At 67.6% G+C, this 19,472-nt stretch carries 20 protein-coding genes and 1 tRNA gene; 7 read left to right on the forward strand and 14 right to left on the reverse strand.

The window, feature by feature from the left end:
• Positions 1-2: 2 nt before the first annotated feature.
• A complete protein-coding gene (locus tag BACI71_RS03775) occupies positions 3-1,349 on the forward strand; it encodes a sensor histidine kinase (RefSeq protein WP_236552798.1) in 1,347 nt (448 codons plus the stop codon).
• Positions 1,350-1,710: 361 nt separating this feature from the next.
• Here BACI71_RS03775 and BACI71_RS03780 read toward each other — a convergent pair whose 3' ends face one another.
• From BACI71_RS03780 to BACI71_RS03840, 13 genes are all read right to left on the reverse strand, one after another.
• On the reverse strand, positions 1,711-2,523 hold the full coding sequence (locus BACI71_RS03780; RefSeq protein WP_028966401.1) for an inositol monophosphatase family protein: 813 nt from the start codon (positions 2,521-2,523) through the stop codon (positions 1,711-1,713).
• Between the two features lie 200 nt (positions 2,524-2,723).
• Positions 2,724-3,287 (reverse strand): elongation factor P, encoded by a 564-nt coding sequence (gene efp / locus BACI71_RS03785; RefSeq protein WP_022686086.1) that lies wholly within the window; start codon positions 3,285-3,287, stop codon positions 2,724-2,726.
• 66 nt (positions 3,288-3,353) lie between these two features.
• Positions 3,354-3,938 carry a M23 family metallopeptidase gene (locus tag BACI71_RS03790; RefSeq protein ID WP_159755244.1) on the reverse strand — a complete coding sequence of 195 codons (585 nt, stop codon included), beginning with the start codon at positions 3,936-3,938 and terminating at the stop codon, positions 3,354-3,356.
• Position 3,939: 1 nt separating this feature from the next.
• Positions 3,940-4,953 carry a L,D-transpeptidase family protein gene (locus BACI71_RS03795; protein ID WP_236552799.1) on the reverse strand — a complete coding sequence of 338 codons (1,014 nt, stop codon included), beginning with the start codon at positions 4,951-4,953 and terminating at the stop codon, positions 3,940-3,942.
• A gap of 153 nt (positions 4,954-5,106) precedes the next feature.
• Positions 5,107-5,787 (reverse strand): thiamine phosphate synthase, encoded by a 681-nt coding sequence (gene thiE / locus BACI71_RS03800; protein WP_159755247.1) that lies wholly within the window; start codon positions 5,785-5,787, stop codon positions 5,107-5,109.
• Positions 5,788-5,804: 17 nt separating this feature from the next.
• Entirely contained in the window at positions 5,805-6,275 is a 471-nt protein-coding gene (locus tag BACI71_RS03805) for a hypothetical protein (protein WP_236552800.1), read from the reverse strand.
• A 5-nt stretch (positions 6,276-6,280) separates the two neighbouring features.
• The gene (locus tag BACI71_RS03810; RefSeq protein WP_159755250.1) at positions 6,281-7,189 is read right to left on the reverse strand and encodes a class I fructose-bisphosphate aldolase; all 909 of its coding nucleotides are present in this window, start codon (positions 7,187-7,189) and stop codon (positions 6,281-6,283) included.
• A 22-nt stretch (positions 7,190-7,211) separates the two neighbouring features.
• Positions 7,212-7,562: a type II toxin-antitoxin system PemK/MazF family toxin gene (locus BACI71_RS03815; RefSeq protein ID WP_201297285.1), complete on the reverse strand. Its 351-nt coding sequence runs from the start codon at positions 7,560-7,562 to the stop codon at positions 7,212-7,214.
• Positions 7,553-7,789 carry a ribbon-helix-helix protein, CopG family gene (locus BACI71_RS03820; protein ID WP_159755253.1) on the reverse strand — a complete coding sequence of 79 codons (237 nt, stop codon included), beginning with the start codon at positions 7,787-7,789 and terminating at the stop codon, positions 7,553-7,555. The genes BACI71_RS03815 and BACI71_RS03820 overlap by 10 nt, the downstream gene beginning before the upstream one ends.
• Positions 7,790-7,953: 164 nt before the next feature.
• Complete coding sequence (locus BACI71_RS03825) at positions 7,954-8,343, reverse strand: hypothetical protein (protein ID WP_159755256.1); 390 nt, start codon at positions 8,341-8,343, stop codon at positions 7,954-7,956.
• Positions 8,340-10,259, reverse strand: a complete 1,920-nt coding sequence (gene dxs, locus BACI71_RS03830) for a 1-deoxy-D-xylulose-5-phosphate synthase (protein WP_159755259.1) — start codon at positions 10,257-10,259, stop codon at positions 8,340-8,342. Before dxs ends, BACI71_RS03825 begins: the two co-directional genes overlap by 4 nt.
• 23 nt (positions 10,260-10,282) lie before the next feature.
• Positions 10,283-10,777 (reverse strand): Fur family transcriptional regulator, encoded by a 495-nt coding sequence (locus BACI71_RS03835; RefSeq protein WP_159755262.1) that lies wholly within the window; start codon positions 10,775-10,777, stop codon positions 10,283-10,285.
• Positions 10,778-10,967: 190 nt separating this feature from the next.
• Positions 10,968-11,354: a MerC domain-containing protein gene (locus tag BACI71_RS03840; RefSeq protein ID WP_159760828.1), complete on the reverse strand. Its 387-nt coding sequence runs from the start codon at positions 11,352-11,354 to the stop codon at positions 10,968-10,970.
• A 99-nt stretch (positions 11,355-11,453) separates the two neighbouring features.
• Here BACI71_RS03840 and recJ point away from each other — a divergent pair, with 99 nt between their 5' ends.
• The 3 genes from recJ to BACI71_RS03855 all read left to right on the forward strand — a co-directional run bounded on the left by recJ (position 11,454) and on the right by BACI71_RS03855 (position 14,562).
• Entirely contained in the window at positions 11,454-13,199 is a 1,746-nt protein-coding gene (gene recJ, locus BACI71_RS03845) for a single-stranded-DNA-specific exonuclease RecJ (RefSeq protein ID WP_159755265.1), read from the forward strand.
• A 59-nt stretch (positions 13,200-13,258) separates the two neighbouring features.
• Positions 13,259-13,333, forward strand: a tRNA-Glu gene (locus BACI71_RS03850).
• A 113-nt stretch (positions 13,334-13,446) separates the two neighbouring features.
• On the forward strand, positions 13,447-14,562 hold the full coding sequence (locus tag BACI71_RS03855) for an alpha/beta fold hydrolase (RefSeq protein WP_159755268.1): 1,116 nt from the start codon (positions 13,447-13,449) through the stop codon (positions 14,560-14,562).
• Here the strand turns inward: BACI71_RS03855 and BACI71_RS03860 are convergent.
• A complete protein-coding gene (locus tag BACI71_RS03860) occupies positions 14,507-15,028 on the reverse strand; it encodes a YybH family protein (RefSeq protein WP_159755271.1) in 522 nt (173 codons plus the stop codon). The genes BACI71_RS03855 and BACI71_RS03860 overlap by 56 nt on opposite strands.
• 248 nt (positions 15,029-15,276) lie before the next feature.
• Between BACI71_RS03860 and BACI71_RS03865 the strand changes: the two genes are divergently transcribed.
• The 3 genes from BACI71_RS03865 (at position 15,277) to BACI71_RS18025 (ending at position 19,265) form a co-directional block, all read left to right on the forward strand.
• On the forward strand, positions 15,277-17,838 hold the full coding sequence (locus BACI71_RS03865; protein WP_443018494.1) for a TonB-dependent receptor: 2,562 nt from the start codon (positions 15,277-15,279) through the stop codon (positions 17,836-17,838).
• A complete protein-coding gene (locus BACI71_RS03870) occupies positions 17,835-18,917 on the forward strand; it encodes a YdcF family protein (RefSeq protein ID WP_159755274.1) in 1,083 nt (360 codons plus the stop codon). The genes BACI71_RS03865 and BACI71_RS03870 overlap by 4 nt, the downstream gene beginning before the upstream one ends.
• Before the next feature lie 225 nt (positions 18,918-19,142).
• On the forward strand, positions 19,143-19,265 hold the full coding sequence (locus tag BACI71_RS18025; RefSeq protein WP_268894055.1) for a hypothetical protein: 123 nt from the start codon (positions 19,143-19,145) through the stop codon (positions 19,263-19,265).
• Positions 19,266-19,472 lie beyond the last annotated feature (207 nt).

Here is a 19,472-nt window from a genome sequence, read left to right on the forward strand (position 1 = left end):
GGATGCCCTGGCCGCGCAGCCTGGCGGGGCAGATGGCGTTGCTAGTCGCGCTGGCGCTGTTCATGGCGCAGGCGATCAACCTCGCATTGCTGCTGCGCGAGCGCGGCGCGGTGCGGATGGCGCAGATCACACGCCCCGCCGCGTACCGGATCGCCGACGCGCTCGATCAGGAAGCCGCCGGGCGCCCGGTGGTCGCTGATCGGGGGCGCGTCAGACTGGTGCCGCAAAATCCGATCACGCGCGCGATGATCGCGCAACCGGCGGTGGCGCGCGAATTGACGAGCCAGCTGGCAGACATGGGCGTGCGCGTCGCCGCAGTCGACGTCGCGATCGCCAAGCCCTGGCAATATCGCATTCCGCTCAGCCGTTTCGAGCGGCGGATGGCGATGCGGGCCGCGCAGGAGGACGGGCCACGCGATTCGATCGTGATCGCGGTGAGACGCACCGACGGGCGATGGATGGCGCTGGCGGGCGGGCTGCCGCGCGAGGATCTGCGACTGTTCTGGCGCCTGCTCGGACAGACGTTGATCCTGTACGTCGTGGTGCTGGTGCCGGTATTGTGGGTGGCGCGGCGCATCTCGCGCCCGCTGCGCGAACTGGCGGCGGCGGCGCGCGGTTACTCACCCGCGGCAAAGCCGGAGCCGTTGGAGGAGAGCGGCCCGCCGGACGTCTGCGCGGTGATCGCGGCGTTCAACGCGCTGCGGCTGCGCGTGACCGCGATGCTGGACGAGAAGGACCGGATGCTCGGCGCGATCGGGCATGACCTGCGTACGCCGCTTGCCGCGCTGCGCGTGCGGATCGAGTCGGTCGAGGACGATCAGGACCGCGCGCGGATGGCGGACACGATCGCGGAGATGAACCGCACGCTCGACGACATCCTGTCGTTGGCGCGGCTGGGGCGGCCGAGCGAGCCGGAGACCGAGGTCGATCTCGCCGCGCTGGTCGACGCGGTGGTCGAGGACTTCCGCGATCTCGGCGCGGCGGTGACGTTCGAGGAGGCCGAGCGGCTGCGGATGCGGTTGCGCCCGTCGCTGATCCGGCGCGCGGTGCGCAATTTGATCGAGAATGCGGTGAAATATGCCGGCGCGGCGGAAGTGTCGCTGGCGTCGGACACGCGCATGGCGGCGATCATCGTCGCGGATCGCGGGCCGGGGATACCGCCCGAGCGGCTGGATCAGGTGTTCGATCCGTTCTTCCGGCTCGAGAGTTCGCGCAATCGCCATACCGGGGGGATCGGGCTGGGGCTCGCGCTGTCGCGGGCGATCGTCGAGGAAGCCGGTGGACGGATCGTGCTGACCGCGCGTGACAGCGGCGGGCTGGTGGCGACGATTACGTTGCCGCGGGGGTAGTGCTCTTACCGTCATCCCGGACTTGATCCGGGATCCCGCTACTCCCCACGGTGCGAGAAGAAGCGGGGCCCCGGATCAAGTCCGGGGCGACGGCTTGGAAAAAGAGTTTGGACCCACTCCGCGATCGCGACAGGCCGCACCCCGGTGGAGGCCGGGGTCCAGTTGGGAAGGTGTTTCGTTGGTTACCAACCTCTCCCACCTGGGCCCCGGCCTTCGTCGGGGTGACGGCTTAGAAGTGGCAGCGTTCTGATTTACTTACCGGCGGTCGGTCGCCCGGTCGTCATTGCGAGCGTAGCGAAGCAATCCAGGGCGTCCTGGTCCGGCTCTGGATTGCTTCGCTACGCTCGCAATGACGGAAAGGTCAGCGCAGCGCCTGCGCGACCATCTTGTGCAGCTTGTTATGCAGCGCGTCGTTGGCGGCGAGGAACTCGTTGCGTTCGATCGCGCGGTCACCGCCGCGGAAGTCGGTGACGTAGCCGCCGGCTTCCTTGACCAGCAACATTCCGGCCGCGACGTCCCACAGCTTCAGGTCGCTTTCCCAATAGCCGTCGAACCGACCGGCCGCGACCCATGCGAGGTCGAGCGCCGCCGCGCCGAGCCGGCGGATGCCCGCGACCTGCGGCGCGACCGCGCCGAAGATGCGGGTCCATTGCACGAAATCGCCGTGGCCCATGAACGGAATGCCGGTCGCGATCAGCGCCTCGGACGTCTCGCGGCGCGACGACACGCGCAACCGCTGGTCCTGCAACCACGCGCCGCGACCCTTTTCGGCCCAGAAGCTCTCGTCGGTCAGCGGTTGATAGACGAGCGCGGTCGTGATCTCGCGCTTGCCGTTCGGCATCGGCTCCTCGACGGCGATCGAGATGCAGAAATGCGGAATGCCGTGGAGGAAGTTCGACGTGCCATCGAGCGGATCGATGATGAAGCGCGGCTTGTTCGGATCGCCCTCGATCGTGCCGCCTTCTTCCATGACGAAGCCCCAGTCGGGGCGTGCCTTCGACAGTTCGTCGTACAGCGTGCGTTCGCAGCGCTGGTCGGCCTGGCTGACGAAATCGGCCGGGCCCTTGCGGCTGACCTGCAGGTGCTGGACCTCGTTGAAGTCACGGCGCAGCCGCGGTGCGGCCTTGCGCGCCGCGCGTTCGATGACGGTGAACAGACCGGAATGGGATGGCATTTGTCTAACTCCCCCCTCCCTTTCAGGGAGGGACAATCGGGTCGAAATGCCCCCGGCATTTCTAATCCATGCGGGGCATGGATTACCCGATGATGGATGGGTACAGTCCGGGTGGTACGGTTTCCGCTTCGGGTGCGGCTGCCGTATCGCGAGCACGCCACCCACCCCCGGCCCCTCCCTAAAAGGGAGGGGGGATAAGATCAGTCTGCGCGCCGGACGTAGGTCTGCTCGTATACATCGACGACGATCCGCACGCCGCTGGCGATATGCGGCGGCACCATCACGCGCACGCCATTGTCGAGGATCGCAGGCTTGTAGCTCGACGAGGCGGTCTGCCCCTTCACCACGGCATCGGCCTCGACGATCGTCGCCTCGATCGTGTCGGGCAGCTGGACGCTGATCGGCTCTTCGTCATGCAATTCCATGACGACATCCATGCCGTCCTGCAAAAAGGCGGCGGCGTCGCCGAGCAGGTCGCGCGGCAGCGTCACCTGATCGTAGGTTTCCTTGTCCATGAAGACCAGCCCGTCGCCCTCGGCGAACAGGAACTGGAAGTCCTTGGTGTCGAGGCGGACGCGCTCGACCGTCTCGGCGGAGCGGAAGCGGACGTTGTTCTTGCGGCCGTCGCGCAGGTTCTTCAGCTCGACCTGCATGTACGCGCCGCCCTTGCCGGGCTGCGTGTGCTGGATCTTGACCGCGCGCCAGATGCCGCCTTCGTACTCGATGATGTTGCCGGGACGGATGTCCACGCCGCTGATCTTCATGGGGCTTCGCCTGTGTAAAAAGAGCCGCGGCGCCGGCGGTGGTCCGCGGGCGCCGATGGCGGCGACTTAACGAATGGCGCGCGTTTCGGCAAGAAGCGGAAAGGGATCGACGGGCTCGCCTTCCGACCAGCCCTGTGCCGGCGTGGTGCGCAAGACCGAGAAATGGAGGTGCGGCGCGGCGGCATCGGCGTTGCCGGTCGCGCCGACCGTCGCGATCGGCTCGCCTCTGCGCACGACCTGCCCTTCGGTCAGGCCAGCGCGATAGCCGTCGAGGTGCGCGTAATAATATATGGTCGCGCCGTCAGTCGAGCGAACGTAGATCGTACGGCCGCCCGCCGCGCTGTCGAACAATTTGTCGATGCGCCCGTCGGCGGCCGCGAGCACCGGGGTGCCGCGTGGCGCCATGATGTCGATCGCCTCGTGATGGCGCGCGCCGCCGTCGCGCGGCTGGCCGAAGGTGTCGACCAGGGCGTCGCGCGTCACCCCTGCCACCGGGACCAGCAGGCGTCCGCCCGGCGTGGCCGGCGGTGGCGAGGCCGGCAACGACGTCGGCGTGGCGACTGGCGCGCGCGAACCGATCGACACCATCGACGCGAAGCCGGCGCCGAGCAGCAGGATGATCGCGAGGATCGACCAGCCGAGCTTCGTCATGTCAGGCCTGGAACAGCACCGGGGTTCCCCCCTTCACCATCAAGGCCACCCGCGCGGCATCCCAGTTGGTCAGGCGCACGCAACCGTTCGACTGCGCGCGGCCGATCTGCTCGGGCTCGCTGGTGCCGTGGATGCCGTAATGCTCCTTGCTGAGATCGATCCACACGACGCCGACCGGATTGTTCGGGCCGGGCGGGATGATCTGCGCCTGCTTGCTGTCGGGCACGCCCTTCAGGATCTTGGGGTTCATCTTCCAGTCGGGGTTGGGCGAGACGTGCAGCACCTTCCAGTTGCCGAGCGGCAGCGGATCGCGCGACGAGCCGATCGTCGCGGTATATTGCGCGACCAGATGCCCGTTGCCGTCGAGGACGCGCAGGATGCCGTCCGACTTGTCGACGACGATCTTCGCCGCCTTCGGCACCGCCGCCTCGACGTTGAGCGAGGCGAGCGTTGCGCGCCACGCGGGCGTCGCATCGGCGGGATAGGCGCGCGAGGTCGGGAAGGTGTTGGGCACCGTGATCTTCGAGCCGACGCCGATCGTGGTGACGCCGGGGTTCAGCTCGGCCAGCACCTTCGGTGTGGTGTGGAAGCGCTCGGCGAGCTTTTCGAGCGGGCGGCTGTACGCCATCGCCGGCAGCTTCGCCTTTTCGGCATAATCATCCGGCATTTGCGCCACAAAGGGTCCGCGCATCGCGGCGGCGTCGAGCGTCACCTGCATCGTCGGCTGGACTTTGCCGAAGCGGCGCAGCGCGTCGAGCGTGGCGGCATCGGGCTTGCCGGTTATGCGGAGGCCGCGGCTTTCCTGGAACCCTTTCAGCGCGTTGGTGAGCGATTGCCCGCCGCGACCGTCGATCACGCCGGGGCCGAAGCCGAGCTTGTCGAGCACGACCTGTGTCCGCAGCACCGCCGGGTCGAGCGCCGGGGTCGCGTTATGCGGCGCAGGGGCGGCGGCGGTTAGCATCAGGGCGACGACGCTTGCGGCGACAGGGGCAAAGGCGGGGGCGATACGCTTCACGGGCACCTCTCGTATTTCGATGCCGTAACAACGCATGTTGGGGCGTCGGGGTCCGTGCACCAACACGTCTTTGCGAGCGTAGCGAAGCAATCCAGGGCGTCCTGGTCCGGCTCTGGATTGCTTCGCTACGCTCGCAATGACGACGTAGGGCGTTTATCCCTTCAGCACCGCGTCGAAGGCGCGGATCGCCGCCGCCTCGTCGCCGCCCCACACCGCATGGCTGGCGGCGATGAAATCGGCACCGGCGGCGATCAGCGGCGCGGCATTGTCGGGCGTGATGCCGCCGATCGCGACCGAGGGCAGCTCGAACACGGCGTGCCACCACGACAGGATCACCCGATCGGGTTGATGCTCCACCGCCTTGGTGGTGGTCGGATAGAAGCTGCCGAACGCGACATAGTCCGCGCCCGCCTCGCCGGCCTCCATCGCGAGATGGCGGCTGTCGTGACAGGTGACGCCGATCTGCACCGCCGGACCGAGCGCCTCGCGCGCCTCGCGCGGGTCGCCGTCCTCCTGCCCGAGATGCACGCCGTCCGCGCCCAGGCGCTTGGCGAGGCTGACCGAATCGTTGACGATGAACGCCACCTCGCGGTCGGCGCAGATCCGCTGGAGCGGCTCGGCGAGGCGGGCGGCGGTGTGCTGGTCGACATCCTTGACGCGGAACTGGAACGCCGCGACCGGGCCGGCGTCGAGCGCGTTCCGAAGGCGATCGGGGAACGTGCCGGTCACGTCGAGTGGCGAGATCAGGTAAAGCTGGCAGGACGGACGGCGATCGTCGCGCCGGAAGTTGGCGCCGAAATCGGGATCGAGCGGGCCGAGCGGGTCTTCAGTCATGCGCTTCGGTTAGCGGGCTATGGCCGCGAGGACAACGCCGCCGCGAACGCCGCGGGATCGTCGAGGCGATGCGCGACCGCGACGATGCGGCGGCGACCGATCGCCAGCGGCTCGGCGAGATCGATCCACACGTTCGGAAAGGCGATGAGCGCGAGATTGAGTACCTCGCGTGCGCGGACCCCGGCATGGGTCCATTCGGTGGCGCGCAGCCCGGCGACGCGTTCGCGCTCCACCGTCACGCTGCGCAACCGGCCGGCGCGCAGCACCAGCCGGTCGCCGTCGATCAGCACGGGGAGCCGCCGGAACGAGCGGATCGCGCGGATCAGCCACGCCATCGTGCCGAGCGACACCAATGTCAGCACCAGCGCCACGCGCGGCCACCAGAAGGCGAGCAGCGCGTGGACCACCAGCATCTCCACCGTCATCAGCGCCACCAGCATCCACATCATCGGCGCGATCGCGCGATGATAGGAGAAGGTGGCGCGCACGGGGGTTATTCTTCGCCCTTGTAGATCGCCACCAGCTTGTCGAGCATCGCCAGCGCCTCGCCACGCTCGCGCTGGAAGGTGTTGCGACCGATGATCGAGCCGTTGCCGCCACCCGCGAGGATATCGCGCGCGTCCTGATAGACCGCGTCGGTGCCCTTGGCCGCGCCGCCCGAGAAGACGACGATCCGGCGACCCGCGAAGCTCGACTGGACGACGTGGCGGACGCGATCGCGCTGGTTCGACCAGTCGGTGCCCTCGTAGCTCTTCTGCGCCTCGGGCTGTTCGATGTGCGCGGACGGCAGCTTCACCTTGATGATGTGCGCGCCGAGCAGCGCCGCCATGTGCGCGGCGTAGGCACTGACGTCGAGCGCCAGTTCGCCGTCCTTGCTGAGCTTGCCGCCGCGCGGATAGCTCCAGATCACGGTCGCGAGGCCGGCTGCGGCGGCTTCCTCACGCAGTGCGCGGATCTGCTCCATCGACGCGAAGATGTCGTCGGCGCCCGGATAGATCGTGAAGCCGATCGCCGCGCAGCCGAGCCGCAGCGCGTCCTCGACGCTGCCCGTCTGCGCCTGCGCGATGTGCGTCGCCCAGCTGTTCGAGCTGTTGACCTTCAGGATCGTCGGGATCTGCCCGGCGAACGTGTCGGCCCCTGCCTCGAGCGCGCCGAGCGGTGCGGCATAGGCCGACAGGCCGGCATCGATCGCGAGCTGGTAATGGTAATGCGGGTCATAGGCCGGCGGGTTGACCGCGAAGCTGCGCGCCGGGCCGTGCTCGAAACCCTGATCGACCGGCAGGATGATGAGCTTGCCGGTGCCGCCCAGCTTCCCCTGCATCAGGATGCGCGCCAGATTGGCCTTCACCGCCGGGCTGGTGGCTTCGTATTTGTCCAGAATTGACTTCACGATCGGCGTCATGGTTTCTTCCTGTCCTGTTGACTTACAAAGCGAGCCAGCGGCGCAGCGCCTGATCGACCTGCTCCATGCGGGTCGCGGAGGCATGGCCGATCACCTTGACGATGCGATGACGGCGGATGCTGGTGATGCGATCGACCTGCACCTCGCACTCGACGGTTAGGCCGGTATGTTCCTGCGGCGAGATCGTGACGCGGAACAGCACCTCGCCGCCGACGACGGTCGTCAGCGGGCAGAGCGTGACGGTGGCGTGGCTGTCGTTGAACAGATCGGCCTGCACCACGACGCACGCCCGCGGGCCGCCGCTCGCGCCCTCGGGCGCATCGACCAGCACGATCGCGCCGTGGCGGATGTCGAGCGCTTCACTCACCGCCATGCGGCATCCTCGCGCTCGGCCTGTTCCCAGAAGGCGTAATCCTCCTGCGTGTCGCGGCGCGAGGCGCGTTGCGACTGGCGGCGCGCCTCGCGACGGAACGCCTCGTCGTGCAGCTCGACGTAGCGGCGCACCGCCTCGCGCGCGATGTCGCTCTTGCTGCGCCCCTGCGTGCGCGCGACATTGGCGAGCCGTTCTTCGAGTTCAGTATCGAGCCTGACGCCGAGCACCTGCCCCTCCGTTTAACACGTTCAACGTAGGGCTTGTCTGATGATTGCGCAAGCGGGTTTATGGTCGGGGGTGTGGGAGTGCGGACCGCTATTTTACCCGTCGCCCCGGACTTGATCCGGGGCCCCGCTTCTTCTCCACCGGCGCGGAGAAGCGGGATCCCGGATCAAGTCCGGGATGACGATGAAAGGTAACGCACCACTGCGGCGACGTCGGGCAGGTCGGGCAGTGCCGGGCCGGGCGAGGGCAAACCCGCGCGCGCCGCCGCGTCCGCGACCAGATCGTCCACCTCGCCCCGATCCATTTTCAGGAAGCGTTTGAGCGTATCCTCGGGGCGCGGCACCACCCCGTCGCCGTACCACGGCGCGATCGCCGCCCGGACTGCCGGAGCGAGGCGCGGGTCGAGGTCGGCGAACACCGCGTCGAAGTCGGTGGCGGTCCATGCCGCACGCCCCGCGACCGCGCCGCGGACGCGGCGTACCATCGTCCAGTTCACCCACAACATGCCGATGACGTAGAACGCCGTCAGTGCGGCGACCTTCTGCCAGCCGGTCACGCGCGCGCGATGACGCCCGCTTCGTTGTAGCGCAGCGCCTTCAACACCGTATCGACGATCGCATCGGCGTCGAGCCGCGCCTGTGCATATTGCACCTCGGGCTTGTCCTGATCCTGGAACAGATCGGGCAGCCGCATCGTGCGGATGCGCAGACCCGCGTCGGTCAGCCCCTCGTCGGAGGCCATCGTCAGCACATGCGCCCCGAGCCCGCCGATCGCATTCTCCTCGATCGTGATCGCCACCTCGTGCGAGGTGAGCAGGCGACGGATCAGCGCCTCGTCGAGCGGCTTGGCGAAGCGCAGGTCGGCGACGGTCGTGCTCAGCCCCTTGGCGTCGAGCGTGTCGGCGGCCTTGAGCGCCTCCGCCAGCCGCGTGCCGAGCGACAGGATCGCGACCTTCTTGCCCTCGCGGACGATGCGGCCTTTTCCGATCTCCAGCGCCTTCGGCGTTTCGGGCAGTGCGACACCGGTGCCGTTGCCGCGCGGATAGCGGACCGCGATCGGCCCGGAATCATGCTCGACGCAGGTCTGGACCATATGGACCAGTTCGGCCTCGTCGGCGGCGGCCATCACGACAAAATTGGGGAGCGTCGCCAGATAGGTGACGTCGAAGCTGCCCGCATGGGTCGCGCCGTCCGCGCCGACCAGCCCGGCGCGGTCGATCCCGAAACGCACCGGCAGATTCTGGATCGCAACGTCATGGACGACCTGATCGTAGGCGCGTTGCAGGAACGTCGAATAGATCGCGCAGAACGGCCGCATCCCCTGCGCGGCGAGGCCGGCGGCGAAAGTGACGGCGTGCTGCTCGGCGATGCCGACATCGAAGAAGCGTTCGGGGTGGGTCGCGGCGAAGCGGTCGAGCCCGGTGCCCGACGGCATCGCCGCGGTGATCGCGCAGATGCGATCGTCCTTGTCCGCGGCGGCGCTCAGCGCCTCGCCGAAGACATTCTGATACGCCGGTGGCCCCGGGGGCGCCTTGGCCTGCGTACCGGTGATGACGTCGAACTTCTGGACGCCGTGATATTTGTCGGCGGCGTTCTCGGCCGGGGCATAGCCCTTGCCCTTCTTGGTCACGACATGGACGAGGATCGGGCCTTCCTCGGCATCGCGGACATTCTCGAGCACCGGGATCAGATGGTCGAGATTGTGGCCGTCAATCGGGCCGACATAATAGAAGCCCAGCTCCTCGAAGAGCGTGCCGCCCATCGTCAAGCCGCGCGCATATTCGTCGGTCTTGCGCGCCGCCGACTGCAAGCGGCGCGGCAGCCGCTTGGCGACGCGCTTCATGATCTCGCGCACGCCCAGGAACTCGCGGCTCGACACCATCCGCGACAGATAGGCCGACAGCCCACCGACCGGCGGCGCGATCGACATGTCGTTGTCGTTGAGGATCACGACCAGCCGGTTGCCCGCCGCCTCGGCATTGTTCATCGCCTCATAGGCCATGCCCGCGGACATCGCGCCGTCGCCGATCACCGCAATGCCCTTGCCCGGCTTGTCGGCGAGCTTGCTGGCGGTCGCGAAGCCCAGCGCCGCGGAGATCGAGGTCGAGCTGTGCGCCGCGCCGAACGGGTCGTATTCGCTCTCGCTGCGCTTGGTGAAGCCCGACAGCCCCCCGCCCTGCCGCAGCGTGCGAATGCGGTCGCGCCGGCCGGTCAGGATCTTGTGCGGGTAGCATTGATGCCCGACGTCCCAGATCAGCCGGTCGGTGGGCGTGTCGAAGACGTAGTGAATCGCGACGGTCAGCTCGACCACGCCCAGCCCCGAGCCGAGATGGCCGCCCGTGACGCCGACCGCCGAGATCGTTTCCTGCCGCAGCTCGTCGGCAAGCTGGCGTAGCTGTTCCGGCTTCAGTCGGCGGAGATCGGCGGGTGTATCGACGGTGTCGAGCAACGGCGTGTTCGGGACTTCAACCATCTGACCCGAATAGCTGAGCGGGATCAGTGTGTCGATTGCCCGCTTTGCGTGCGTGCCGCCGCGGCACAGTCCGCGCAGCGGCCGCGCACCTCGATCACCGGCCGCTCCGCCTCGAAGCCGGCAGCGCTGGCGGCGGCACGCAATCCCCCGGTCAGCGAATCGTCGTCGAAATGCGTCGTGTTCCCGCAGCCGTCGCAGACGAGGAAGATGCAATCGTGGCGGCAGCCGGGATGCGCGTTGGCGACATAGGCGTTGGCGCTTTCGACGCGCAGCGCGAGGTTGGCGGTCACGAACAGATCGAGGATGCGATAGATGCTGTTGGCGGCGATCCGCCGCCCCTCGCTGCGCGACAAGGCCTCGGCGATGTCATAGGCGGAGGCGGGCTTGGCGAACGCCGACAGCGCCGCGTAGACGTTGGCGCGCATCGCGGTCCATTGCTCGCCCGAGCGCTCCAGCGTGGCCCTGGCCGCGGCGAGCAGATCGTCGCCGTGCGGTTCGTGATGTGCATGTCGGGCCATAACGTCGATCTAGGGGCCGCGCCGGGCCGCGGCAAGTTCAAGCGCGAGTCGGTGGTCGTTAGCCAAATTCCTCAAGCCGTCATCCCGGACTTGATCCGGGATCCCGCTTCTTGCCCGGATTGCCAAAAAGCGGGGCCCCGGATCAAGTCCGGCGCGACGAGGAGGAACCCCCGGATTGAAACGACGATCGTCAGCGATGCGTGTGCCGGTTCAGCGCATGTCCGGCGGCGAGCACCGCGACGCCGACGATCGTCAGCGCCGATTCGACCAGATGCCCGCCAGCATGGGCGACGAACAGCGCCGCCATCATCAGCGACAATCCCGTCGCGCCGAGCAGGATCGGCAGCACGCGCCGATGCGCGACGATCCCGCGTCCGAACGCAACGCAGCCCAGCGCGATCGCCAGCACCAGCCCGGTTTCGTGGATCACCGGGTTGCCGAGAATACCGCCGGCGGTGGACAGCGCCGCGACGAGGATTGCGGTCGCCAGACAATGTACGACGCACGCCGCCGACAGCCACATCGCGGCACGGTCTAGCCGGCCGATCTTGCTGTCGTCGCTGAGGTTGCGGGCCATCATGTCCGCAAGTTAGGCCGATCGGATGGATGTTACAATATCTCATTCCACTTTTCTTGTCGCGTGACGGGACGCGGGCAGTCGGCTAAGGCGCGCGGGATGCGCCACGTACTCGATGTCGAGCGCTCGATCCTTGGCCAGCCCTGGCGCTGGCGTGCGCTGGCCGCCGACCAGCGCGACGGGTTCGTGCCCGACGATCTGCTCACCCAGTTGCTGCTCGCCCGCGGATGCCCGCGCGAGGCGCTCGACGCGCACAAGCTGCCGTCGATCCGCAGCTTCATGCCCGACCCGTCGATCTTCCGCGACATGGACACTGCCGCCGCGCGGCTCGCCGATGCGGTGGAGCGCGGCGAGGCGATCGCGATCTTCGGCGACTATGACGTCGATGGCGCGACCTCGTCGGCGCTGCTGGTGCTGTTGCTCCGCGCGCTGGGACGTGAGGCGCGCGTCTACATCCCCGACCGGCTGACCGAGGGATATGGCCCGAACGCCGCCGCGATGACGCGGCTTGCCGACGAAGGCGCGACGTTGATCGTCACCGTCGATTGCGGTGCGCAGGCGTTCGAGGCGCTGGAGGCGGCGCGCTGCGACGTGATCGTCGCCGATCATCACCAATGCGCGACGCAGCTCCCGCGCGCGGTCGCGGTCGTGAATCCCAATCGCCGCGACGAGGGTGACGGCGCAGCGCACGGGCATCTCGCCGCGGTCGGGGTGTGCTTCCTGCTGGGCGCGGCGCTGCTGCGCACGTTGCGGGCGCGCGGCTATTTCGCCGAACGTGCCGAGCCGAAGCTGCTCGACCTGCTCGATCTGGTCGCGTTGGGGACGGTCGCGGATGTCGCGCAGTTGCGCGGGCTCAACCGCGCCTTCGTCGCGCAAGGGCTCAAGGTGATGGCGCAGCGCCGCAACGTCGGGCTGACCGCGCTGGCCGAGGCAGCGCGGCTGACGCGCGCGCCGACCGCCAGCGACCTCGGCTTTGCGCTGGGGCCGCGGATCAATGCCGGCGGGCGCGTCGGGCGTGCCGATCTCGGCGTGCGGCTGCTCACCACCAGCGATCCGGTCGAGGCGCGCGCGATCGCCACCGAACTCGACCGGCTCAACGAGGAACGTCGCGCGATCGAGGCGATGGTGCAGGAGGGTGCCGAGGTGATGCTGTGCCACGACCGCGCCGTCTGCGTGGTGGCGGGCGCGGGCTGGCATCCGGGCGTGATCGGGATCGTCGCCGGGCGGCTCAAGGAAAAGCTCGGCCGCCCCGCGATCGTGATCGCGCTCGACGAGGATGGCATCGGCAAGGGCTCGGGTCGCTCGATCACCGGGGTCGATCTGGGCGCGACGGTGCTGGCCGCGCGCGAGCAGGGCTTGCTGATCGCGGGCGGCGGCCATGCGATGGCGGCGGGGCTGACGATCGCCGCCGATCAGGTGAGCGCGTTCGCCGACTGGCTCGACGCGCGGCTGGCCGGCGCGGTTGCGGAGGCGATGGCGGCGCGCGCGCTGCTGTTCGATTCGGTGGTCGCGCCCGGCGGCGTGACGCCGTCGCTGGTCGACGCGCTGGAGGCCGGCGGGCCCTATGGCACCGGCTGGCCCGCGCCGCGCGTCGCGGTCGGCCCGGTGCGCGCCATCAAGGTCGATGTGGTCGGCAACGGCCATGTCCGTGCGATCGTCGCCGGCGACGACGGCCGCAGCCTGAAGGCGATGGCGTTCCGCGCCGCCGACACCGCTTTGGGGCAGGCACTGCTCGCCGCGGGCCCGAACCGGCGGTTGTGGCTGGCGGGCCGCGCCAAGCGCGACGACTGGAGCGGGCGCGACGTGGCGGAGCTGCACCTCGACGACGCCGCCTGGGCAAATTGATCGCGCGCGCCGCTTGACCGCCCGACACAATCCGCCTAGGCGGCTCGGCACCGCAGCACGGCCCCTTCGTCTAGCGGTTAGGACGCGGCCCTTTCACGGCTGAAGCACGGGTTCGATTCCCGTAGGGGTCACCATGCCAACAATTTGGCGTAGCTGTACCTCGAGACAAGTCCGACAAGGCGCCGCTACAGGGCGCATCCGCTGACATGGGCTTGGCATCCGCAACATCGCCCGGCACATCAGGGGGATGCTGCCATTACTCGCCCTGCTCGCCCTTCAGGCTGCAACGCCCCCCGCGCCTGCCGTCCCCCCGCTCGCCGCCTCGAGCGTGCCGGCGGCGCCGGAGACCCGCTGGCCGGTACGCGAAGCGGATTTCACGATCGGCGATTTCCGGTTCGCCTCGGGCGAAACGCTGCCAGCGCTGCGCATCCATTACACAATGCTCGGTCAGCCGCATCGCAACGCCCGCGGTGAAATCGACAATGCCGTGATGGTCCTCCACGGCACCGGCGGGTCCGGCAAGCAGTTCCTCGCGCCCCAGTTCGCGGACGAGCTCTACGGTCCCGGACAGCCGCTCGACATTCGCCGCTACTGGATCATTCTGCCCGACGGCATCGGCCATGGCGGCTCGTCCAAGCCGTCCGACGGGCTGCGGATGCGGTTTCCGCGTTACGACTATGCCGACATGGTGGAGGCGCAATATCGCCTTCTTCGCGAAGGGCTTGGTATTCGCCGCATGCGCTTGATCATGGGCACGTCGATGGGCTGCATGCACGGTCTGATGTGGGGCGAGACCCATCCCGATTTCGCGCGCGCGCTGATGCCGCTGGCGTGCGAGCCGGTGCCGATCGCGGGGCTCAACCGCATGTGGCGCCAACTGCTGATCGACGGCATCAAGGCTGACCCGGCCTGGGCCGGCGGCAATTACCGGGAACAGCCGCTTCAGGGTCTGCGAACCGCTCAGACCGCATTGTTCATCGCCGGCGCCGCGCCGCTCAACCTGCAGAAGCTCTATCCCGATCGCGACGCGGCCGCCGCCTTCGCACAGGAGCGCGTCAGCACGGCGATCGCGCGGCTGGATGCCAACGACCTGATCTATCAGGTCGACGCGTCGCGGACCTACGACCCCTCGGCGAACCTCGGTGCGATCACCGCGCCGCTTGTCTGGATCAACTCGGCGGACGACTTCATCAACCCGCGCCATCTTGACTACCCCGCGCGCGCGGTCCGCCAGATGAAGAACGCCCGCTTTCGCCTGATCCCGGAAACCGCCGAGACGCACGGCCATGGCACCCACACCTGGGCCGTCAACTGGAAGGCCGACCTGGCGGACCTGCTGGTACGGACGGAGGCGACGCGCTGAGCGGAGCCGCCGGCCGACTGGGTACATCATGCGCCGAAACGTGATTGAGCGTGATCACCCAGCGACCGGCCACCTTCCGGAACAGCCGCGTATTCACCCCTTCCGCCGCACGCTCGGGACGTTCGAGATGATAACGCCCCACCAACATCGCGGCATCGTCGGCGAGCAGCTCGATGGTCATGTCGTAGAAGTGGAGCATGCCCCGCGTTCGCGGCGAAGCGCCATAGTCGCGGACGTAATGGTCGAGCGTTCCCTGCCAGCCGTCCTGGAACCTGCCGCCGGAAACGAAGACGACGTCGGGATTGCTGAAGCTGGCCATGTACCCACGGAAATCCCCGCGGTTCCAGGCTTGTTCCATTTGCCCGATCACGGCGAGGATCGCGGCACGGTCCTGTGTCGGGTCGGCGGCGGCGGGCGACGCCAGACAGATCGTCGCCGCCAGCGCGCAGAATCGATACCGTGTCATCCGCGTCAACAAGCCCGGTTATGCTCCCGGGATCAAGGCCTTGCGGTTGGTCGCCTCGCCGGCGCCATCGGTGGAACCGTTCGCTCGAAAAGCAGACGATCAAAGCGACTTAAAGGCAACACCCGCATAGCGATCAAGCAAGAACGGGTAAGAAAGGCTTGAGCTTTCATCATGGTGTCGCAAACAGCCGCGACGGGCTGCGGGATCGACAGCCCATGGGGAGAATGATGATCGTGAGCGCCAAGTCCATGCTGATGCAAGGTTCGTATCTGGCCGCCTTTGCCACCGCGCTGACGCTGGTGCCGCTCGCTGTCGCGGCGCAGACCACCACGACGCCCGCCACTGGCACGGTGCCTGCCGCGAATACCGCGCAGACGGCTACGGACGGAACGGCGACCACGGACGCCGCGGAAACGAGCGGCTCGGATATCATCGTCACCGGTTCGGCACGGCGCCAGCGGCGCTTCGACGTGTCCTATGCGGTCAACTCACTCGGCCAGGACGATGTGAAGCGGCTGGCTCCGCTCAACTTCGCCGACCTGCTCGGCAAGCTGCCCGGCATCCAGGTCGAGGCGACCGGTGGCGAAGTACAGAACGTTACCCGCATCCGCGGCATCCCGACCGACGACGGCTACGCCGTGTTCCAGCAGGACGGCCTGCCGCTCTTTCACGACATCAACGGCAATTTCTTCCGCGGCGACAGCCTCAACCGCTACGACCTGATGACCGAGCGGGTCGAAGTGGTGCGTGGCGGCCCGGCGCCGATCTTCGCCAGCCAGGCGGCGGCGATCGTCAACAATATCACGGTGACCGGCAGCGACACGCCGCGCGGCAAGGTGCAGATGACGGTCGGCACCACCGATCTCTACCGGCTCGACGCGATGCAGTCCGGTCCGCTGGGCGAGCGCACCTATTATGCGATCGGCGGCTTCCTCCGTCGCGACGGCGGGCAGCGCGACAACGGCTTTCCCAACGATCGCGGCGGGCAGATCCGCGCCAATATCAAGCACGACCTCGACAATGGCTCGGTGCGATTGAGCGTCAACTACCTCAACGACCACAACACCTTCTATCTGCCGATCCCGGTCGCCGATCCCCGCAACCCGTCGGTGTCGCTCGATCCCTTCATCGACTTTTTCCATGGCACGCTCAACTCGCCGGCGTTCCGCGGCGTCACGCTCAAGTACCGCGACGCAGCCGGCGTGACGCAGAGCGAAACCCGCGATCTCGCCGATGGCCGTCACATGGAATATGGCAACATCGGCCTGCAATATGATGCCGAGTTCAGCGGGTGGCAGCTCGCGGTGCGCGCCGGCTACACCAAGGGACGCCTGAACTTCGACGCGCTTTATTCGACGTCGAACCCGGTTGACGCGACGACGTTCGCCAACGGCTTCCGCGCGGCGGCCAATACCGCATTCGGTACCACCGCCACCCCGGTCGCGCGGCTTGGCTATGCGCTGGCGGGCAGCAACGGAGCGACCGCCTACGATCCGTTCGGTGCCTCGGGTCTGGTCGTGCAGGCGCAATATCGCGGCGTCGGCTCAAGCTTCTATTCGGGTCAGGGCGATGTCAGCGTCACGCGCAAGTTCGAGACCGGCATCGGCAGCCATGACCTGCGTATTGGCGGCTATGCCTCCGCTTATGGCCTGACAAACAAGGCGATCTATCAGGATTACCTGATGGAGGTGCGCAGCCAGCCGCGCACGCTCGATCTGGTCGCCTACGACGCCAGCAACAACGTGCTCGGCTATGTGACCGACAAGGGCGTGCTGCGCTACGGTACGACGCTCAACCAGGGCGATGTCGATTCGACCGTCTACGCGCTCTACGCCAACGATACGTGGGAAGTGATGCCGGGGCTGCGGGTCGACGGCGGCATTCGGCAAGAATGGTACCATATCGATGGCTATGGCCTGACCACCGCCACCAACGGCGTCAATCTGGGCGATCCGGCGACGCTGGCGGACAATGCGGTTCGTACGTTCGACGGCGGGCGCCAGTCGCGCAAGGACAATCCGACCGCGACCAACTGGACGCTCGGGGTCAATTACGACGTCAGCGACCATTTCGGTGGCTATGTGCGTGCGTCGCACCTCGAAGTGCCGCCGCAATCGTCGAGCTATTACAACATCAATCCGGTGTTGGTGAAGACGCAGGCCGATCAGTATGAGGCCGGACTGAAGGCGTCCTTCGGCCGCAACTATTTGTACCTGACCGGCTTCTACACGAAGTTCGATCCGTTCAACGCGTCGTTCGTGGCGTTCAATCCCGCCACCGGCCGCAACGATCAGGCGGTACCGTTCATCGGTCAGGCCGAGGTGAAGGGCGTCGAGGTCGACGGCACGCTCGCGCCGGTGCGGTGGTTCTTCGTATCGGGTTCGTTCACCTATCAGGACCCGCAGTACAAGAACCTGCAGAACAGCTCCGGGGCCGATCCGTCGGCGGTGAACGGCAACCAGATCATCCGCGAGCCGAAGGTGTTCGGCAACGTTCGTCCGACCTTCTCGTTCGACGCCGGCGGCGACCAGGTCGAGGTATATGGCCGGTACGAATATATCGGCCGTCGCTATGTCGATCTGCTCAACCGCACCGGTCTGCCGTCTTACAACACCTTCGGGCTGGGCGGAACGCTGACCCACAATGGCTTCCAGTTCCAGGTGGTTGGCGACAACATCTTCAACAACAAGGGACTGACCGAGGGCAATCCGCGGACCGACCAGCTCGACGGACAGACCTCCCGCGACGCGATCTACGGTCGCCCGATCTTCGGCCGCAGCGTGCGCTTCATCGTGAGCAAGGCGTGGTGAAGACACGGGCCGGCGCCATCGGAGCCCTGCTGCTGCTGCTCGCAGCACCCGTATCCGCTGCGCCGGCCCGCGATGCGCATCTCGCCACGCTGTCGACGCGCTTGTTCCCGCACCTGCGCGCCCTGCCGACGAGCCCGGCGCGCCAGCGCCGCCTCGACGCCTGTGTCGGCCGTGCGCCATGCCTCGTCGAGGCGGCGATCTGGCGCGACGACGAACGCGAGAGCGTGGCACGTCGTATGCCGAGCGAAGCAGACGCGATCCGCCGGGAAATCGACGGTCTGAACGAGGTGCTTCGCGTCTATGGTGTGGGCAAGCTGCCGCGCTACCCGCTCGTTGACGGTCCTGACGAGGCGTTCGGCAGCGCCGCGCTGGCGGCGAAGGTGGCCGACGCGGTGATGCTGGCCGATGCTCAGCGTGACGATCCTGCCGTGGCCGGCGATTACGGCCTGTCGCTGGCGCTCGCGCTGCTTGATGCCAACGACAAGGATGCCGCGGCAGCGTTCGAGCCGCTCGACGAGCGGTTCAACGCGGCGGCGATGACAAAGGCGCGGGAGACCGATTGGGGGCGCTTCCGTTATTTGGCCATCGTCGCGCTCGGCGTCGGTCCGGATGACCTCGCCACGCCGCTGAGCGCGCGCGGAAAGGTCAACGTGCGGCTTGCCGCCGAGCGCTTCGCGCAGGGGCTGGCACCGTTCATCATCGTCAGCGGCAGCGCGGTCCACCCGCGCGGCACCCGTCATGTTGAAGCATTGGAGATGCAGCGCGCGCTGATCGACCGCTTCGGCGTTCCGCCAGCGGCGATTGTCGTGGAGCCCTATGCCCGGCATACGACCACGAACCTCCGAAACGCGACCCGCCGTCTGCACGCACTCGGTGCGCCGCTCGCGCAAGACGTGCTGGTCGTCAGCAACGTCGGCCACATCGACGCGATCGTGAGCCCGGCGTTCGTCATCCGCAATCAGGCCGAGCTCGGCTATCAGCCCGGGACGATCGCGGGGCGGCCGTCGCCCAACGAAGCTGTCTTTCGCCCTCTTGCGGCCTCGCTGCGCATTGATCCCGGCGATCCACTGGATCCATGACGGGACCGGCGCTCGGGAAGAGCCGGAATCGGTCGGCCGCCGATCGATTGGCATGTCGCGCCGTTGACGCCACTGTAGCTAAGGGATGGTACGCCGGGGCCGGACGGTTCGTGGCATTTCTAAAGAGAGCTGGCGACCCGGCGTGGTGCCGGCCACGCCGAAGGGCGTGGACGATCAATCGATAGCGGGGGGCGGCTGCGCGCTCGGGCAATCAACCTGCACAGCGTGTGGAAGTCGCTTCTGGTCGATGACGAACAACTGTCGTTCTCGGATCTGGCGACGTGGCTGAACGGGCGCATCACGCCCGCCGATGTCAGGGCGTGGTCGTCGAACGGTCCCGCGGCGTGATTGGCCGACAGCGTGTCGGTGCGGGACCAATTGTACCCGCCGGCGAACGAAACCGCCCTCGGCTACCGATACGTCTACGACAACACGCACCGTCTGGAACTTCAGCTGGAAAAAGGTGGCGTTCGACTGGCGACGTATCTCACCGACTGTTCCGGTAGCGCGGCTTTTTGAAATGCCATCCGACGGTTTCGGGGCAAGCCGGATCGC

The sequence above is a fragment of the Sphingomonas sp. 8AM genome (assembly GCF_902506455.1).
Classification (GTDB): Bacteria; Pseudomonadota; Alphaproteobacteria; order Sphingomonadales; family Sphingomonadaceae; genus Sphingomonas.

What these genes read in the sequence shown, in the direction of transcription:
- BACI71_RS03775 (WP_236552798.1), top strand. Translation starts at nt 3, where the DNA reads ATGCCCTGGCCGCGCAGCCTGGCGGGGCAGATGGCGTTGCTAGTCGCG.
- BACI71_RS03780 (WP_028966401.1), bottom strand. Translation starts at nt 2,523, where the DNA reads ATGCCATCCCATTCCGGTCTGTTCACCGTCATCGAACGCGCGGCGCGC.
- efp (WP_022686086.1), bottom strand. Translation starts at nt 3,287, where the DNA reads ATGAAGATCAGCGGCGTGGACATCCGTCCCGGCAACATCATCGAGTAC.
- BACI71_RS03790 (WP_159755244.1), bottom strand. Translation starts at nt 3,938, where the DNA reads ATGACGAAGCTCGGCTGGTCGATCCTCGCGATCATCCTGCTGCTCGGC.
- thiE (WP_159755247.1), bottom strand. Translation starts at nt 5,787, where the DNA reads ATGACTGAAGACCCGCTCGGCCCGCTCGATCCCGATTTCGGCGCCAAC.
- BACI71_RS03810 (WP_159755250.1), bottom strand. Translation starts at nt 7,189, where the DNA reads ATGACGCCGATCGTGAAGTCAATTCTGGACAAATACGAAGCCACCAGC.
- BACI71_RS03815 (WP_201297285.1), bottom strand. Translation starts at nt 7,562, where the DNA reads ATGGCGGTGAGTGAAGCGCTCGACATCCGCCACGGCGCGATCGTGCTG.
- dxs (WP_159755259.1), bottom strand. Translation starts at nt 10,259, where the DNA reads ATGGTTGAAGTCCCGAACACGCCGTTGCTCGACACCGTCGATACACCC.
- BACI71_RS03835 (WP_159755262.1), bottom strand. Translation starts at nt 10,777, where the DNA reads ATGGCCCGACATGCACATCACGAACCGCACGGCGACGATCTGCTCGCC.
- BACI71_RS03840 (WP_159760828.1), bottom strand. Translation starts at nt 11,354, where the DNA reads ATGGCCCGCAACCTCAGCGACGACAGCAAGATCGGCCGGCTAGACCGT.
- recJ (WP_159755265.1), top strand. Translation starts at nt 11,454, where the DNA reads ATGCGCCACGTACTCGATGTCGAGCGCTCGATCCTTGGCCAGCCCTGG.
- BACI71_RS03855 (WP_159755268.1), top strand. Translation starts at nt 13,447, where the DNA reads ATGCTGCCATTACTCGCCCTGCTCGCCCTTCAGGCTGCAACGCCCCCC.
- BACI71_RS03860 (WP_159755271.1), bottom strand. Translation starts at nt 15,028, where the DNA reads ATGACACGGTATCGATTCTGCGCGCTGGCGGCGACGATCTGTCTGGCG.
- BACI71_RS03865 (WP_443018494.1), top strand. Translation starts at nt 15,277, where the DNA reads ATGCTGATGCAAGGTTCGTATCTGGCCGCCTTTGCCACCGCGCTGACG.